The 14,012-nt window shown below is 56.1% G+C and carries 15 protein-coding genes; 1 reads left to right on the top strand and 14 read right to left on the bottom strand.

The features are described from left to right. Positions 1-48 precede the first annotated feature (48 nt). Entirely contained in the window at positions 49-312 is a 264-nt protein-coding gene (locus ACR0KG_RS08385; RefSeq protein WP_480826998.1) for an ATP-binding protein, read from the top strand. A gap of 357 nt (positions 313-669) precedes the next feature. Here the strand turns inward: ACR0KG_RS08385 and ACR0KG_RS08390 are convergent, their stop codons facing one another. From ACR0KG_RS08390 to ACR0KG_RS08455, 14 genes are all read right to left on the bottom strand, one after another. Further along, complete coding sequence (locus ACR0KG_RS08390) at positions 670-960, bottom strand: TFIIB-type zinc ribbon-containing protein (RefSeq protein WP_480548286.1); 291 nt, start codon at positions 958-960, stop codon at positions 670-672. A 295-nt stretch (positions 961-1,255) separates the two neighbouring features. Continuing rightward, positions 1,256-1,648, bottom strand: coding sequence for a RidA family protein (locus ACR0KG_RS08395; RefSeq protein WP_170537414.1), 393 nt, complete (start codon positions 1,646-1,648; stop codon positions 1,256-1,258). Continuing rightward, the gene (locus ACR0KG_RS08400) at positions 1,638-2,051 is read right to left on the bottom strand and encodes an acyl-CoA thioesterase (protein ID WP_480548284.1); all 414 of its coding nucleotides are present in this window, start codon (positions 2,049-2,051) and stop codon (positions 1,638-1,640) included. Before ACR0KG_RS08400 ends, ACR0KG_RS08395 begins: the two co-directional genes overlap by 11 nt. Continuing rightward, positions 2,051-2,737 (bottom strand): ABC transporter ATP-binding protein, encoded by a 687-nt coding sequence (locus tag ACR0KG_RS08405; protein ID WP_480827000.1) that lies wholly within the window; start codon positions 2,735-2,737, stop codon positions 2,051-2,053. Before ACR0KG_RS08405 ends, ACR0KG_RS08400 begins: the two co-directional genes overlap by 1 nt. After that, the gene (locus tag ACR0KG_RS08410; RefSeq protein WP_480827001.1) at positions 2,734-3,483 is read right to left on the bottom strand and encodes an ABC transporter ATP-binding protein; all 750 of its coding nucleotides are present in this window, start codon (positions 3,481-3,483) and stop codon (positions 2,734-2,736) included. Before ACR0KG_RS08410 ends, ACR0KG_RS08405 begins: the two co-directional genes overlap by 4 nt. After that, entirely contained in the window at positions 3,476-4,459 is a 984-nt protein-coding gene (locus ACR0KG_RS08415) for a branched-chain amino acid ABC transporter permease (protein ID WP_480827003.1), read from the bottom strand. The genes ACR0KG_RS08410 and ACR0KG_RS08415 overlap by 8 nt, the downstream gene beginning before the upstream one ends. Then, complete coding sequence (locus tag ACR0KG_RS08420) at positions 4,456-5,376, bottom strand: branched-chain amino acid ABC transporter permease (RefSeq protein WP_480548276.1); 921 nt, start codon at positions 5,374-5,376, stop codon at positions 4,456-4,458. Before ACR0KG_RS08420 ends, ACR0KG_RS08415 begins: the two co-directional genes overlap by 4 nt. Before the next feature lie 64 nt (positions 5,377-5,440). Continuing rightward, the gene (locus tag ACR0KG_RS08425) at positions 5,441-6,571 is read right to left on the bottom strand and encodes an ABC transporter substrate-binding protein (RefSeq protein WP_480827004.1); all 1,131 of its coding nucleotides are present in this window, start codon (positions 6,569-6,571) and stop codon (positions 5,441-5,443) included. Between the two features lie 111 nt (positions 6,572-6,682). After that, positions 6,683-8,317 carry an AMP-binding protein gene (locus ACR0KG_RS08430; protein ID WP_480827005.1) on the bottom strand — a complete coding sequence of 545 codons (1,635 nt, stop codon included), beginning with the start codon at positions 8,315-8,317 and terminating at the stop codon, positions 6,683-6,685. Then, the gene (locus ACR0KG_RS08435) at positions 8,317-9,468 is read right to left on the bottom strand and encodes an acyl-CoA dehydrogenase family protein (protein ID WP_480827007.1); all 1,152 of its coding nucleotides are present in this window, start codon (positions 9,466-9,468) and stop codon (positions 8,317-8,319) included. The genes ACR0KG_RS08430 and ACR0KG_RS08435 overlap by 1 nt, the downstream gene beginning before the upstream one ends. Then, on the bottom strand, positions 9,468-10,271 hold the full coding sequence (locus tag ACR0KG_RS08440; protein ID WP_480827008.1) for an enoyl-CoA hydratase family protein: 804 nt from the start codon (positions 10,269-10,271) through the stop codon (positions 9,468-9,470). The genes ACR0KG_RS08435 and ACR0KG_RS08440 overlap by 1 nt, the downstream gene beginning before the upstream one ends. Beyond that, positions 10,271-10,735 (bottom strand): MarR family winged helix-turn-helix transcriptional regulator, encoded by a 465-nt coding sequence (locus ACR0KG_RS08445; RefSeq protein ID WP_480827009.1) that lies wholly within the window; start codon positions 10,733-10,735, stop codon positions 10,271-10,273. Before ACR0KG_RS08445 ends, ACR0KG_RS08440 begins: the two co-directional genes overlap by 1 nt. Continuing rightward, positions 10,732-11,451, bottom strand: coding sequence for an SDR family NAD(P)-dependent oxidoreductase (locus tag ACR0KG_RS08450; RefSeq protein WP_480827010.1), 720 nt, complete (start codon positions 11,449-11,451; stop codon positions 10,732-10,734). The genes ACR0KG_RS08445 and ACR0KG_RS08450 overlap by 4 nt, the downstream gene beginning before the upstream one ends. Next, positions 11,448-13,742 (bottom strand): bifunctional salicylyl-CoA 5-hydroxylase/oxidoreductase, encoded by a 2,295-nt coding sequence (locus ACR0KG_RS08455; protein WP_480548264.1) that lies wholly within the window; start codon positions 13,740-13,742, stop codon positions 11,448-11,450. The genes ACR0KG_RS08450 and ACR0KG_RS08455 overlap by 4 nt, the downstream gene beginning before the upstream one ends. Positions 13,743-14,012 lie beyond the last annotated feature (270 nt).

The following is a 14,012-nucleotide window of genomic DNA, read 5'->3' on the forward strand; positions in this document are numbered from 1 at the left end:
GAAGACCTTGGATAGCGATCACAACGTAACGCCACTTGTGTCCAATTCTTGAGCCAGACAACATTCCAAATCACCGCAATGCGTACTGAAAGCGGTATCGAACTTTGTATTGAAGATGACGGGCCCGGCATTCCGGAAGGCGCCCGAGACGAAGCCCTTCGGTCCGGCAGTCAGCTGGACACCTCAGTAAGAGGAACTGGTTTAGGCCTGTCTATTTCCGTTGATTTACTGGCTGCCTATGGTGGGAAGCTGGAACTTAATACATCGGAACGCCTAGGTCGCTTGGCTTGTGAGGTAACGCTTCGTACGTGAACAAAGCGCTTTGCTTATTGCGCCAGCGGTCACGGCGCAGCCTCTCCCTATCTGCAATCATCGTCTGTATTAACGCCAAACCAGGCTTTGACGCGCACCAAAACACGTGTTCCTATGAGCTTAAGCGATCCGTCAGTTTCAGGCGATCAGGGCAGAGTGCCGGCCCAAACGGGGCACCTGGCCGACTACCTAGACGCTGCAGTTGTGGCGAAAGTCCGGTCTTGCAAAGCTGCGTGGCAGCGCTTGAAGGCCTAAGCCAAATCCTCAATCCGGACTTGCCCGGCAGTCACACGGTAGGCCCGGCAATCGGTCATACATACGAGCACGGCAGTAGTGGCCACGAATAGCGTGACATGCCTAGTCGAAAATCTCTAGCAGATTGTCGAACATGCCGCCCCGCTTGCGGCGTTTTGGGTAATCCTGCGGCGTGCGCTGAGGGCTTTCGTGATAATGCACGTCGGAATATGCATCGTCAGCGGAGACGCCGCTATCGATGAGCGCTTCTTCGCGGATGGCCATGATGATCTTTTCCAGCTCTCCACGATCCAACCATATGCCACCCGAAGAGGGACAGATATCCATCTTTACACCATAGCGTTCCACCTCACGCATGGGCGAACCGTCGATTGGAGATGTCATCAGGGGCATGTGCGATATCCTTTGCTAAGCGTGATTTACCAGTGGGCAGACCTTACCTAAATTGTAGTTGAGCGATGCCTTTACAAGGCTGAGAACTCCATTGGATCAGCGGATATCTTCAAAGGATTGGTTCACTGCGCCCTGGATAATGTGGCCCGATGTGCTCCAATTGATGGACCAATGTTCCATCACGGCCTAGTCGGCGAACGCGCAAGATAGTCAGCACGGATCGAAGGCAGTGCGCCGCCATACCGACAGATTGGCGTTCGTTACATATCGCAGATGAAATAGGCTTGCACCAAAATCACAATTGCGCCGTTGCTTCGATTTCGACCTTTGCCGCGTCTTCAACAAGACCAGCAACAACCACCATCGACATGGCCGGGAAATGTCTGCCAAAAATCTCCCGATAGGCCTGACCAACTTCGCGTTGAGCGGCCAAATATTCAGCCTTGTCGGTGACAAACCAGGTCAGGCGCATCACATCCTCGACTTTGCCACCGGCCGTTTCGACAATTGTGCGGATGTTGAGCAGCGCCTGACGCATTTGACCGATGAAATCGTCACTCACAAACTCTTTGTTCGCGTCCCATCCAATCTGGCCACCAATATGAAGCGTGCCATCTTTAGCCAGTATTCCATTTGCATAGCCCAGCGCCGGCAGCCAACCTTCGGGGTGAATTACGTCATGCGGCATCAGTGGGCTCCTTCAAGTCTTGCAGTCGTTGTGCGATCCGTTCCGGCCAGGGCGCTGCACGTCCTGTCGCGTTGATGTGAACCAAGGTTGCCTCGGTTGCGAATCTAAGCTCTTCTTCACAATACGCAGTCAGGCGAAACGTCATTGATCGGCGGCTGACGGCAGAAATCTTCAATCGCAATATCAGCTTGTCCCCGTGTCGACTTGGGGCGACAAACCGCGTGTTGATCTGTGCCGTCGGCACGCCGCTCTGACCATGAATGTCTTCGAACGGCCAATCCAGCACGTCCGCGAAAAAACACTCGACGCAGTCGTTAATCATCTCGAAATAGCGTGGGTAGAAGACAATCCCGGCAGGGTCGCAGTGTTTGAACATGACCTTCTGTGTAAGTTCAAAGCTCATCACACACCTACATATTGCGCGGTCAATTCGGGCGTCAAAGCGTCCATTTTGCCAGCCCAAACCGTCTTGCCCCGCGCCAAGATGACGGCGTTGTCGGCGACCGAGGACAGCTCGCGCAGGGATTTATCGATCAACAGGATCGACATGCCGGTTTCACGCTTAATCTGCGTGATCGCTGCCCAGATTTCTTGACGGACAATCGGGGCCAGGCCCTCAGTGGCTTCGTCCAACACCAAAAGCTGAGGATTGGTCATCAATGCCCGTCCAATTGCGAGCATCTGTTGCTCTCCGCCGGAAAGCGAGGCCGCGCGTTGGCCCCTGCGTTCTTCAAGTCGGGGAAAAAGCCGGGCGACGGCTTTTAAGTCCCAAGCGCCGGAGCGTGCCGCGGCAATGAGGTTCTCTTCGACCGTCAGGTCCCGAAAGCAACGGCGCCCTTCTGGCACCAATCCAACACCCAGCCGAGCCACGTTATGGCTCGCCATCTTATGCAGGTTTTTGCCACCAAACGTGAGGCCGCCGGATGAGTCGATCATTCGGCAGATCGCTTTGACTGTGGTGGATTTTCCCATACCGTTCCGCCCCATCAATGCGCAAACCTCGCCTGCGTTCAGGGTCAGATCAACGCCGAACAAAGCAGGCGTACGACCGTAGGATGCTGTCAGGTTTTCAACCTCGAGCAAACTCATGCCTCCTCCCCCAAATAGGCCTCTCGGACCTCGGGCGATGATCGAATTTCGTCGACCGTTCCGGACGCGATCACCTGGCCATAGACGAGAACGCTGATCCTATCGGCCAGCGAGAAAACCGCATCCATGTCATGTTCAACCAGCAGAATCGGTGCCTCGTGGCGCAGTTTGTCCAGAAAGCCGGTCATTTCCTTCGACCCCTCCGCACCCAATCCCGCCATCGGTTCATCCATGACAAAGGCCTTAGGGGACAGGGTTAAGGCAACGGCGACTTCCAATTGCCTACGTTGCCCATGGCTGAGATTGGCAGTGGTTTGGCCTGCGGCACCGTCCAAGCCAACGCGGATAAGCGCCTCCATAGCCCTGTCGCGCAAGTCGGTGTCCCGGCTTGCCGCGCGCCAGAAACGCCAAGGGTTTCCGGAATGTCCAAGCGCGCCCAGCAGCGCATTTTCAAGCACGGTGTCTTCCATCGCAAGTGCAGAGATTTGGAAGGTTCGCCCTAGACCGGCCCTGGCACGCTCCTGTGTCGATAGGGACGAGATGTCCTGATTGTCCAAGTAGACGCGGCCGGAATCGGGCCTCAATCCTCCACAGATTTGGCCAATCAGCGTTGACTTGCCAGCGCCGTTCGGACCGATGATGGCGTGGATTTCCCCAGCCCTCAAATCAATCGAAACGTCTTGCGTGGCCTTGAGCGCGCCAAAGCTTTTGTTGAGGTTCTGCGTGGACAACACAACGTCAGACATGGGGCCCCTCTTTGCCGGTTAAAATGCCCAACAGGCCACCGCGGGCGAACAGCACAATCAGAAGCAGGATCACCCCAAGCCAAACATGCCAGAAATCGGTCAAACCGCCCAGAAAATGCTCGAGCATCACAAATAGTGCGGCCCCGCTGACAGGACCCATCAGACGCCCAACGCCACCAATGATAATCAAAACAATCAACTCGCCCGACAGTTGCCAACTGAACATCGTCGGGCTCACGAAACGATTTAGATCAGCAAAAAGAGCACCCGCTAGTCCGGTCACCGCTCCAGAGATGACAAAGGCCAAAAGCTTCAGACGCATCGGATTCAGCCCGACCGTTTCCACGCGTTGCGGCACCTGTCGTGCTGCGTTCAAAGCCAAGCCGAAAGGAGATGCACGAAGCCGCCAGTGGAGCAGCAGCGCGGCACAAAGCGCCGCGAAACACAGACCGAAGAACTGGATCGGGACTAGCGTGTTCATGCCTGGAAATCCGTTGCGCACGTAGATCGACAGGCCATCTTCGCCGCCATAGGCGCTCCAGGAAATGGAGAAAAAAAAGAACATCTGACCAAACGCGAGCGTGATCATGATGAAATAGACACCCGTTGTACGCAGAGACAGTAGCCCGATCAACAACGCCGCCAGGGCGGAGATGACAATCGCCGTCAACCATATCACCGGCATGGATTTTGTGCCTTCGATGCTGAATGGTCCAAGCTCCAGCGCGGTATATGTCTGGGCATGATGGGCGAGAATGCCCATCGCATAGCCGCCTAGGCCAAAAAACACCGCATGCCCAAGGCTCACCAAGCCGCCAATCCCAAGCGCGATGTTCAACCCCACCGCGGCCAGTGCCAGAATAACGGTCCGTGTGGCCAATGTGATAGTGAATGGTTCATCAACCGCAAGAGCCCAAAGCGGCACGACCGAAAGCCCGGCCAGCACGACCCAATTGACATAATGTTCCTTGATCATGCCCGCACCCCAAACAAACCGGTCGGGCGCCAGATCAGAACGATGCTCATAAGGATATAGACAGCCATCGACGCCAAGGCAGAGCCGGTTTGCGTCGCAGCGCCTGCTTCCATGAACAATTTGAAAACTTCCGGCAGGAATATTCCACCCAGTGTATCGGTCAATCCGACCAGGACAGCCCCGATGAACGCCCCTTTGATCGAGCCGATTCCACCGATCACGATCACCACAAAGGCAAGTATCAATACAGGTTCTCCCATCCCCACCTGCACCGATTGGATGGCGCCCACCAAGGCACCTGCAAACCCGGCTAGGGCCGCGCCAAGGGCAAAGACGATCGTGTAGAGTTTCGAGATATCGACGCCAAGCGCTGCGATCATCTCGCGGTCATTTTCTCCTGCGCGGATCTGGATACCGATCCGGGTACGGGCGGTAAGCCACCACAGCCCCAGGGCCACCACAATACCCACGCCAATAAGGGTCAAACGATATAAGGGATATTCAATACCACCCGGTAATGTGATCGGGCCTGACAGGTAATCGGGGATGTCAAGAAACAGAGGGAAAGACCCAAAGACCCACCTCGTACCTTCGGAAAAAATCAAAATCAGGGCAAATGTCGCCAACACCTGATCCAAATGCGGAGCATGATAAAGCCGTCGGATAACGGTCATTTCGACAATCGCGCCAGCACAGGCCGCGGCAGCCAGCGCCGCCACAAGCGCCAGAACGAAAGAGCCTGTGTATCCGGCAACGGCTGCGGCCGCGAAGGCCCCAACCATGTACAGCGAACCATGGGCCAGATTAATCAACCCCATAACACCGAAGATCAGGGTCAGGCCTGCTGCCATCAGAAATAGCATAACACCAAACTGAAGCCCGTTCAGAACCTGCTCAATAATGAGAATAGCTGACATTCAATCGCCTCGGAAACAAACAGGCCTGCCGTGCACACCACGCGCGGCAGGCCTGCCATCGTCACTACATTTTGCAATCACCCGCGTAGGCGTCGGCGTGGTTTTCGAGGGCAGCACCAAGAATTTTGTTGGTGAAAACGTCACCTTCCTGGATCACCTCACGGGCATAGATCGTTTGCACCGGGTGATGGTTATCGCCAAAGGCAAAGTCGCCGCGCGTGCTGTCAAACTCGGCTGCTTTCAGAGCCGCACGGAACGCGTCGGCATCGTCAACACTCGTGGTGTTCAGGGCCGATAGGATCAGGTTGGCCGTATCGAACCCCTGGCTTGCATAAAGCGAAGGAAGACGGCCGTATTCAGCCTGAAAGCTCTCGACAAAGGCGGCATTTGTCGGATTGTCGATATCCTTGTTCCACTGCGATGTGTTCACCACGCCCAACGCGGCGCCCCCCACCGCTTGCAGGATACCTTGGTCAAAACTGAACGCCGGACCGATCACAGGCAGATCAACACCGCTATCTGCATATTGCTTCAAGAAGGAAATTCCCATTCCGCCGGGCAAGAAGAAAAACACGCTATCTGCGCCCGAGGCACGAATCTGCGCGATCTCTGCGGCATAGTCTGTTTGGCCAAGTTCGGTGTAAAGCTCGCCGGCCAACTCACCTTCAAAGAAACGCTTATATCCGGTCAAAGCATCTTTCCCGGCCGGGTAATTAGGGGCAAGGATGAAGCTGTTGGCGTAGCCCGCACCATTTGCATACGCGCCAGCAGCCTCGTGAAGATTGTCGTTCTGCCAGGCAACGTTGAAGTAGTTTTTATGGCAGCCTTTGCCAGCCAATGCCGAAGGTCCCGCATTGGGCGACAGATAGAAAACGTCTTGGTTTACGGCCGAAGGGACGACAGCCATGGCCAAGTTTGACCAAATGATTCCAGTCATAATGTCTACTTTCTCGGACTGGATCATCTTGTCTGACAGCTGAACCGCGATATCCGGCTTGCGCTGATCGTCTTCGATCACAACCTCTACATCATCGCGGCCGGATTGTTTGATTGCCAGCATGAAGCCATCGCGCACATCAATCCCCAACCCGGCACCTCCGCCTGAAAGTGTCGTGATCATGCCGATCTTGGTCTCGGCCACCGCTCCGGTAGCGGCAAGCGCAAGCGCTGTCGTCATCGCAAATATTTTTTTCATTGGTTTTTCCTTTCCCTGTTTCGTTTCGGGACGGTTAACTTGTTCCCACTGTAAGCGTGGCTTTGTCCTCTCGATCCCGCCCAAATCGAGGGGACAATTGTCCGATAACGCTCATGTCGACCCTTGTCCCGGAATTGCCTCTTTCAGTCTGAAGCGTTGAATCTTTCCTGTTGGGGTTTTTGGCAGGTCATCCCGGAAAATGATAGAACGTGGATATTTGAAGGGCGCAACGGCCGCTTTCACATGGTCCTGAAGAGCTTGGATCAGCTCGTCGGATGGTTCGACATTCTCAGCAAGAACAATATGGGCTTGAACAATTGACCCGCGCGCCTCGTCTGGCGCACCAATGACGCCACATTCAGCAACGGCTTCGTGCCCCAGAAGGGCCGCTTCAACCTCGGGCCCAGCAATATTGTAACCAGAGGAGACTATCATGTCGTCATTGCGGGCAACGAAATAGAAATAGCCATCCTCATCACGGCGAAAACTGTCACCCGTGACGTTCCATCCATCCTGAACATAGGTGTCCTGACGGTCGCCCCGCAGATATCGGCACCCTGTGGGGCCGCGCACGGCCAGCCGCCCCACCTCGCCAATCGGCGCTTCGCTGCCGTCAGGTGACAGAATTTTGGCCTCGTACCCCGTTACAGGCTTGCCAGTACAACTCGCACGGTGATCGTCAAAACGGTTCGAGATAAAGATGTGCAGCATCTCAGTCGCCCCAATCCCGTCCAGCATCGGTTTGCCGGTTTTAGCGATCCACTCCTCATAAACCGGTGCAGGCAAGGTCTCTCCTGCGGACACGGCAGCCCGAAGACTGGAAAGGTCAGCCCCCTCTTCCATAGCGCAGAGCATCACGCGATAGGCGGTTGGTGCTGTGAAGGATACCGTCGCCTTATATTTCTGGATAATGTCGATCATATTCGGCGGTGTTGCGTCTTCTAGCAACGTTGCGGTTGCACCGAATCTGAGGGGGAAGATCGCCAGACCACCCAAGCCGAATGTAAACGCCAATGGCGGTGAACCGACAAAAACATCTTCGGGCACCACCTTAAGAACCTCACGCGCATATCCATCGGCAATCATCAGAAGGTCGCGGTGGAAATGCATGGTTGCCTTGGGCGCACCGGTGGAGCCGGAGGTAAAGCCCAGTAAGGCGACATCGTCACGACCCGTCTGAACTGCATCGAACGTCACCGGTTTTTCCAGCGCCAGTCCATCGAGCTCGGCATCATGGTTCATTGTCCCGTCAAATGCCACAACGCGCAGAGAAGGACAGTCCTTTGCGCAAAGGTCCAGTTCATCCATCAGTCGGGTGTCGCATAGCGCATGCGTGATCTCGGCCAGTTCGATGTATTTTTGCAATTCGACCGCACGCAACATCGGCATTGTGTTGACCACCACAGCGCCTGCTTTCGTAGCAGCGAGCCAGCAGGCCACCATGGCCGGATTGTTGGCCGAACGGATCAACACACGATTTCCTGGTTTTACACCCAGATCGTTGACCAGTGCATGTGCCAGTCTGTTTGTCCAATCCGTCAGTTCTTTGTAGGTCCGCTGCCGACCATTTCCGATCAGCGCCGTGTGATCTCCGAACCCTTTGGCCACCATCGCATCAGTCAGTTCCACACCGGCATTCAGATATTCTGGGTAATCAAATCCAGCCGTCAAGAAATCAGGCCAACTGTCCTGCCTAGGCAGGTTGTCCCGCGCGAAACCATCACTATGCGCCGTCGGTCCGAGCATCAGGCACCCCCCTCGAACACGGTCATGGTCTGGCGCGCTATGATGATTTTCTGAACATCGCTCGCACCTTCATAGATGCGCAGCGCCCGGATTTCGCGATAGAGCGTTTCCACTGAAGACCCAGATCTTACGCCGTCTCCACCAAAAAGCTGAACCGCCTTGTCTATCACATGTTGCGCCTGATCCGTGGCAAACAGCTTTGCCATCGCCGCCTCGCGGGTGATGCGCGGGGCACCCCTGTCGCGCATCCATGCGGCGCGGTAAATCAACAAAGCCGCCGCATCGACATCCAAAGCCATGTCAGCGATATGCCCCTGAACCAGTTGTAAATCAAACAACGGAGACCCTTGCACGTGCCGGGAGGAAACGCGCCCAAGTGCTTCATCCAGCGCGCGGCGCGCAAAGCCCAAAGCCGCCGCTGCCACGCTGGCACGAAACACATCCAAGACAGACATTGCGATTTTGAAGCCTTGCCCCGGATTCCCAATCATGCTGCTTGCGGGAACACGGCATTCCGTAAACCGCAAGGTCGCCAAAGGATGTGGCGCGATGGTATCAAGACGCTCTGCAACATCAAAACCCGGCAAGTCTGGCGTGACGATAAAGGCCGACATGCCCTTGGCACCCGGCGCTTCACCCGTGTTCGCAAAGACCGTGTAGACATCAGCAATCCCGCCATTCGAGATCCAGGTTTTCTCGCCGTTAAGGATGAAATGATCGCCATCGCGCGTCGCAGTCATGGTGTTGGCCGCAACATCTGAACCCGATCCGGGCTCGGTAAGGGCGAAGGCGGAAATCGCTTGCCCTGCGCGCGTCTTGGGAAGCCAGGCGGCTTTCTGTTCGGGCGTTCCAAACAGCGTGATCGCTCCAGTCCCCAGCCCCTGCATGGCAAAGGCGAAATCGGCCAACCCGTCATGGCGTGCCAGAATTTCACGCGACAGGCACAGCTTCCGGACGTCGAACACGCCGTCGTCATTGGACGTCGGCGCAAGAACGCCTGCCTTTCCAAGCTCCGCAACCAGCGCCCGGCAGGCCGCGTCCGTATCGCCGTGATCTATATTCAGCCCTTGCGCAAACCCTTCCACATAGGCCGCCCAGTCGCGGTGTTCGGCATCAAAGAAGGGCCAGTGGAGAAAGGTTTGATCCGCCATCAATCGCCCCCGAACACTGGTTTTTCTTTGGCAATAAAGGCTGCATAGGCACGCGTAAAATCCTGGCCCTGCATACAGATGGCCTGTGCCTGTGCCTCGGCCTCGATCGCCTGATCCAGGCTCATATTCCATTCCTGCGCAAGCATCGTCTTGGTCATGGCATTGGCAAAGGTCGGCCCGGTGGCAATCCGTTCGGCAAGGGCAATCGCCGCCGCCGCAAGCTCTCCAGCGGAGGTTACAGAGTTGAAAAACCCCCAGCGTTCGCCCTCTTCTGCGCGCATGGTACGCCCGGTATAAAGCAATTCCGCAGCGCGCCCCTGCCCGATAATCCGAGGCAGCATCGCGCAAGCCCCCATATCGCAGCCTGCAAGCCCGACCTTGTTGAACAGAAACGCAACTTTTGTGTCCGGTCCGGAAATGCGCAGATCAGACGCCATGGCCATAATCGCGCCTGCACCCGCGCAGACCCCATCAACGGCCGCAATGATCGGCTTGCCGCAATGGATCATCGCCTTGACCAAATCTCCGGTCATGCGCGTGAAGGCCAGAAGCTCTTTCATGGTCATCCGGGTGAGCGGCCCGATGATGTCATGCACGTCTCCGCCCGAACTGAAATTGCCACCGTTTGGCAAGATCACAACCGCGTGGACCTCGTCCGAATAGGCAAGGGCACGGAACCAATCGCGCATTTCAGCATAGCTGTCGAATGTAAAAGGATTTTTTCGATCTGGTCGATCATGGGCAATACGGGCAATGCCGTCGACAATTTTGCAGCGAAAGTGCTTTGGCTGGGGCAGGTTCATCACGTGTTCCGATCATCCAGGGCTTTGTTCAAAAGACGGGTCAGGGTTTTTGCGTCCTCACGCGTCAGGTTGCCCAACATATCGTCTATCCATTCTTCATGGTGCTCCGCCAAATCCGCGAATGCTTTGGTGCCTTTGGGTGTTAAGCGCGCGATCATGGCACGCCGGTCTCCGGGCACCGCAACACGAAGCGCAAGGCCTTCTTCCGCCAGGCGGTCGATAATTCCAGTAATGTTACCGTTGGAGACTTTCAGATAGTCGGAAAGCTCGCTCATTTTTAACCCGTCAGGATAGCGCGATAGGGCTGCCATCACATCAAATCGCGGAAGCGTCGTATCATGATTATCTCGGAGCCTACGGCGCAGATCTGCCTGGATCGAAGACGAAAGCTTCAAAATCCTGAGCCAAAGGCGCAGCCGTTCCTTTGACAGCGGTTCCTGGTCGGGTTGCGGTTGTGGATTCATATCTCACCTCCCGACATTGACAATGCGTGACCGTTGATCGCGGCGGCTTGCTTAGACGCCAAAAACAACGCGGTTGCGGCCACTTCGCTCGGGTCAATGAGTCGTGCCTGGGGGTTGCCCGACGCAACCAGTGTCGTCGCTTCACCTCGGTTCATATCAAACCGTTTCATCAGCCCGGATATGGCCTCATCTGTCAGCGCAGTATCCGTAAAGCCGGGACAGATCGCGTTGCACGTGATCCCCGACTTCGCAACATCCAAAGCGATGGATCGAACCAGCCCGACCACACCATGTTTGGCGGCAGAATAAGCGGGAACCGATGCATTCCCTTTCAGGGCGGCAGTCGACGCAATTGCAATCAGGCGCCCGCCAGCGCCCATCGTGTTCAAGGCCGCGCGAAAGGTCAGAAATGTGCCTGTCAAATTGACCGACAGAGTCTTTTCCCAGGACGCAAGCGACGTCTTTGAAACCTTACCAGAGGAACCGCCCCCGGCATTTGCAATCACCACGTCGTAGGGCGCGTCAAAAAGCGCTTCGACCTCTGATTCTTTTGTGATGTCAGCGGTCTGCCAAGTGATTGAACGCCCAGCGCTGGCGTCTTCAAGCATATCGCTTCTTCGGCCTGTAATCGTGACGGCATCGCCCGCGTCAGCAAAGGCATGGGCAATCGCACGCCCGATACCTGTACCTCCGCCCGTGACCAAGACCCGTCTCATACTTTAAGCATCTCCGCTTCGCGATCTGCCAAACGCCACGCCTGATCCCGCCCTGCCAGATAGGGAAGTGGCCAATCAGGAGCCGCCCTGTCGCCGATGCGTGCAGCCTCGTGCAAGGTCCAGTATGGGTCCGCCAGATGTGGACGTCCGACCGCAACAAGATCAGCGCGCCCAGCCATGAGGATCGAATTCGCGTGATCAGCTTCATAGATGTTGCCGACTGCCATCGTGGGTATACCCGCGTCGTTGCGAATACGGTCACTAAATGGCGTCTGGAACATGCGGCCATAGACCGGCTGAGCCCCAATTGTGGTCTGCCCCGCCGACACGTCAATCAAATCCGCCCCCGCCGAATGGAAGGCTTTTGCGATCAATACGGCTTCCTCAGGTGTTACACCCGCGTCTCCAACCCAGTCATTCGCCGAGATCCGAACAGATATCGGCTTGGCCTCTGGCCAGGCTGCACGCATGGCGGCAAATACCTCCAACGGCCATCGCAGGCGGTTTTCTAGTGCGCCACCGTATTCATCGGTGCGGGCGTTCGACATGGGAGATATAAAGGACGAAACAAGATACCCGTGCGCCGCGTGCAGCTCGATCATGTCGAATTCGGCCCGATCAGCCATGCGTACGCTTTCAACAAACTGGTCCTTGATCTCGTTCATCTCCGCTCGGGTGATTTCGCGGGGAGTTGCGTTGTTTGGCGACCAAGGAAGGGCCGAAGCACTGACCAGGTCCCAATTCCCTTCCGCAAGCGGCGCGTCCATGACTTCCCAACCCAACTGGGTCGAACCCTTGCACCCTGAATGCCCGATCTGACAGCAAATCCTTGCGTCGGTGTGTTCGTGCACAAATCCAGTCAGCCGCCGCCAGGCGGCCTCGTGTTCCGGTGCGTAAAGTCCCGGACAGCCGGGTGTGATCCGACCCTCTGCGCTGACGCAAGTCATTTCAGTATAGACCAGCCCGGCCCCGCCTTTGGCCCGCTCTCCATAATGCGCCAAATGCCAATCCGTCGGTGCGCCGTCCACAGCCTTATACTGCGCCATGGGCGACACAACGATCCGGTTCTTGAGTGTCATCTCTCTCAGCTTAAACGGCGTGAACATCGGAGAGCGCAGGGGTGCGTCCTCTGGCATACCTGAACGCGTCATGAACCAACGCTCGGCGCTTTCCAACCAATCCTTGTCGCGTTCGCGCAGGTTTTCATGGCTGATCCGCTGGCTCCGGGTCAACATGGAATAGTTGAGCTGCACGGGATCCAGATCGAAGTAGCGCTCCACAGTTTCAAACCACTCCAGAGAGTTGCGCGCCGCTGATTGCAAACGCAGCACTTCAAGCCTCCGATCCTCTTGATAGCGCGCAAGGGCAGCGTCCGTATCCACCTCGCTATGCAGCAAGTCGGCCAAGGCGATCGCCGACTCCAACGCCAGCTTCGTGCCAGAGCCGATCGAAAAATGCGCCGAGGCTGCGGCATCGCCCATCAACACGATATTCTCATGATGCCATTGTTCGCAAAGCACGCGCGGAAACCGTAGCCAGGCAGAACCACGGATATGATTGGCATTCGTCATCAAAGCATGCCCTCCCAGGTGATCTTTGAAGATGTGCTCACAGACGGCGATGCTTTCGTCTTGGCTCATCTCGCCAAAGCGATACGCGTCGAAAGTGGATTGCGAACATTCGACAATGAAGGTCGCAGTCTCATCATCGAATTGATAGGCATGGGCCCAGACCCAACCTTTGTCGGTTTCCTCGAAAATGAAGGTAAAAGCGTCATCAAAACGCTGATGCGTGCCCAGCCAAACGAACTGACAAAGCCGTTCGTCGATCTCGGGTTTGAATACATCTGCATAATGTGCACGCGTTTTGGAATTCAGCCCATCGCTGGCCACAACAAGATCGAACTCGGCCGCGTAAGTTTCGACGCTTTCGATCTCGGTTTCAAAACGCAATTCGACGCCCAGTTCTCGCGCGCGGTCCTGAAGTAAAAGAAGCAGCGTCTTGCGTCCGATACCGCAGAACCCATGGCCCGACGATACCAGTCGTTCACCTTTGAAGTGCAAAGCCACGTCATCCCAATAGGCAAAGTTTGCACGGATTGCCGCAGCGCTTATGCTGTCATTTGACGCGAGGTTGTCGAGCGTTTCATCAGAAAGCACGACGCCCCAACCAAAGGTGTCGTCCCTCTTGTTTCGCTCCACAACGACAACCTCATGGGTAGGGTCGCGCAGCTTCATCGAGATCGCGCAATAAAGCCCTGCCGGGCCGCCACCAAGACAGGCGATACGCATACAATCCCTCTCCTTGCCCCGATTCTTGAACTAAGTCTGCGGGCAACTCATTTTTATTTCAAGCTTGAAATTTTAAATAAGAACAGTTTGACTCCGAAAGAATGGCTCGGTTGCGAGGGAAAAGAGGACCCTCATGCCAGACGGCGTTTGCGCTACGACGCGAGCAAGCGTGAAGCCTGCCCGTCTTGATTGCGGCCACCAAGCCGGACTGGCCTGCCGCCTGGCAATATACTCTAGATAACACGCAGTTCGACAAACCGCTTGCGCAAG

Source organism: Ruegeria sp. H4, from assembly GCF_056533065.1.